The sequence below is a fragment of the Streptomyces sp. MnatMP-M17 genome, assembly GCF_900091995.1.
Taxonomy (GTDB): Bacteria; Actinomycetota; Actinomycetes; order Streptomycetales; family Streptomycetaceae; genus Streptomyces.
This window is the reverse complement of record NZ_FMDK01000994.1, coordinates 1-3,172: the sequence shown is the minus strand read 5'-3', so window position 1 is coordinate 3,172 and position 3,172 is coordinate 1. Positions and strand designations below refer to the sequence as shown.

Annotated in this window: 1 protein-coding gene; it reads right to left on the bottom strand. The window is 71.6% G+C overall.

Annotation, left to right across the window (positions count from 1 at the left end; genetic code table 11):
• Positions 1 to 8: 8 nt before the first annotated feature.
• A partial coding sequence (locus GA0115259_RS34830) for an alpha-L-rhamnosidase (RefSeq protein ID WP_237540713.1) occupies positions 9 to 3,172 on the bottom strand: 3,164 nt, incomplete at its 5' end.

The following is a 3,172-nucleotide window of genomic DNA, read 5'->3' as shown; positions in this document are numbered from 1 at the left end:
GCCCGCGCCTACCGGACGGCGAAGTGGTGGGTGCCCGAGCCGGTGGTGAAGACGGCGCAGCCGTCGTCCATTCGCAGGAACCGGGCCCGGCCGTGCCGGACTTGTCCGGCCGCGGACGCCGGGATCCATACCTCCGCGGTGGTGTTGGCGGGCAGGGAGACGGTGAGCCGGAAGCCGTCGTCGCCCGTCGTCCACGCCGTGGTGACCGGTCCGTACAGCGAGTCGAAGCGGGCCTGACACTCCGTCAGCTCGGCTGTCGGGCGCGGCCGGACGACGATCCCGCGGAAGCCGGGAGTGCCCGGCGCTATGCCCGCGACATTGGCGTACATCCACTCGCCCACCGAGCCGTAGGCGTAGTGGTTGAAGGAGTTCATACCGGCGTCCTGGAAGCCGCCGTCCGGTGTGACGGAGTCCCAGCGCTCCCACATCGTGGTGGCGCCGCGGTCGATCTGGTAGCCCCAGCTCGGGAAGGTCCGCCGGAGCAGCAGCCGGTAGGCGATGTCGGTGTGGCCGGTGGCGGTGAGTACGGGCAGCAGCCGAGGAGTACCGAGGAAGCCCGTCGACAGATGCCAGTCCTTGGCCCTGATCAGCTCGACCAGACGGTCCGCGGCGGGCCCGCGGTCGCCCTCGGCCAGCAGATCCATCGACAGGGCCAGGACATACGCGGTCTGGGTGTCGCCCTTCACCCGGCCGCCCGCGGAGACATACGCCGTACGGAAGGCGTCGCGGACCGCGCGGAACAGGGCCCGGTACGGCGCCGGGTCCTTGCCGAGTGCTTCGGCGGACCGCGCGACCAGATCGGCGCTGTGCGCGAAGTAGGCGGTGCCGATGACGTCCTTGGGCGTCTCGTCCTGGACGTTGAGCCAGTCGCCGTATCCCTCGGCGGGCCGCAGATATCCGCTGCTGTGTGCCTGGAGATAGTCGAGCCACTTCAGCATCGAGGCCCAGGACTGCTCCAGTACGCGCGTGTCTCCGTATGCCTGGTACAGCGCCCAGGGCACGGTGACTCCGGCGTCGCCCCATCCCGCCACGCCTTTGCCGAGCGAGCCCAGGAGCGGCGCGACATCGGTGAAGGCGCCGTCGGACGCCTGGTCGTCGCGCAGATCCCGGAGCCACTTGGTGAGAAAGCGCGCGGACTCCATGGTGTAGGCGGCGGTGGGCGCGAAGACATTGATGTCGCCGGTCCAGCCGAGGCGTTCGTCGCGCGCGGGCGTGTCGGTGGGTATGGAGACGAAGTTGCCGCGCTGGCCCCAGGTGATATTGCTGTGCAACTGGTTGAGCATCGGGACATCGGTGGTGAAGTCCATGGTGAACGGTGCCGAGGTGTGGATGACCCGCCCCACCACCGCGTCGAGCGGCGGCCGGCCCGGATAACCTGTCACCTCGACATAACGGAAGCCGTGGAAGGTGAAGCGCGGCTCGTAGGTCTCCGTGCCACTGCCCTTGAGTGTGTAGGTGTCGGTGGCGCGGGCGGTGCGCAGATTGGCGGTGTAGAGCGTGCCGTCCGGGTTGAGGACCTCGGCGTGGCGCAGCCGTACGGTCGTCCCGGCGGCGCCGGACACGGTCAGGCGGACCGCGCCGACCATGTTCTGGCCGAGGTCGAAGACAAAGACGCCGGGCTCGGGCTCGGTCACCGTACGGGCGGGCAGCTCCCGCTCCACGCGCGAGGGACCGTCGGCCTCGGCCACCAGCACCGCGGTGACACCGTCGACGGTCTCGGCCGGTGCCCACCGCGTGTCGTCGAAGCCGGCGCGCGTCCAGCCGTCGGTCTCCAGCCGGGCGTCGTACTCCTCGCCCGCCATCAGATCGGCCTGGGTGACCGGTCCTGTCGCGGCGCGCCAGTCGGTGCCGGAGAGCACCCGCTCGGTCGAGCCGTCGGCGTAGGTGACTTCCAACTGGGCGAGCAAGGCGGGCCGTTCGCCGTACTGATGCGGCCCGAACCAGGCGATGTTCCCGGCGTACCAGCCGGCCGCGACCGTGGCCCCGAGCGCGTTGGCGCCGGGCTTGAGCAGCGCGGTCACGTCGTACGTCTGGTACTGGACCCGCTTGTGGTAGTCGGTCCAGCCGGGCGCGAGCCGGTCCTCTCCGATGCGTTCGCCGTTGAGGTGTGCCTCGTAGAGTCCGAGTGCGGTCGAGTACAGCCGCGCCCGTGCGACGGTCTTGTTCCGCAGCCGGAACTCGTGGCGCAGTTGCGCGGCCGGGAAGTACGAGGCCTGGACCCGGCCCCAGGGTCCGGAGCCCCAGGCGGCGAGGGCCTGTGCGGCGGGCCAGGAGGCGTCGTCGTAACCGGTGGACAGCCAGTCGCCGGAGGGCTCCTGGTCCGTGGTCCGCCAGGCCGTGCCGGTGACGACCGTACGGACACCGTCGGCGGTCGTCAGTTCCAGCGCTCCGAGCAGACCGGCGGGCCCGGCCGAGGCGTTGGTGGCGGAGACGGCGATCACCTGGGCGCCCGGGCGCAGTTGACCGGTCAGATCGACGACGGCGGGCCGGCGCCAGTTCTCGGCGGGACCGTCCGCGTCGGCGTGTGCGACCCGGGCGCCATTCACATACGCGGTGTAGCCGTCGTCCGCCGTCATCACGAGGCGCGCCCGGACGAGGCCCGCCGGGACCTCGAAGCGGGCGCGGAACCAGCGGGTGGCGGCCGGAGCGCTGCTCGCCGGATCGCCTTCGGGGAACCAGATCCAGGAGGCGCCGTCCAGCGCGGGCGCGCCGACGAGTGCGGCTGGGCCACTGATCCACTCCGCGGACCAGTCCGAGGCGTCGGTGAGTCCGGTCTCCCACCAGGAGGGCTCGCTCCACCCGGAGGCGCGGCCGTCACCGTCCCAGACGCGTACCGACCAGTGGTAGCGCGTACGGGACTTCAGCGGCGGGCCCGCGTACGGGACGAGGACCGAGTCCCCGGACTCGGTCCTGCCGCTGTCCCAGACATCGGGCCGGGAGAGCCGGCGCGGATCGGTCGCGACCCGGACCTGGTAGGCGCTCTGCGTCTGGCCAGGGCGGTCCGCTACGAGTGGCCAGCTCAGCCTGGGCTGTGAAATGTCGAGGCCGAGCGGATTTCTGACGTACTCGACGGTGGGCAGGCCGGGCGCCGGCCTCAGGGCGCGCGGTGCGGCCGGGCTCCCGTCCGTGGCCCTCGCCGCCGTGGCGGTTCCGGTGGCGAGGGCTGTCCCGA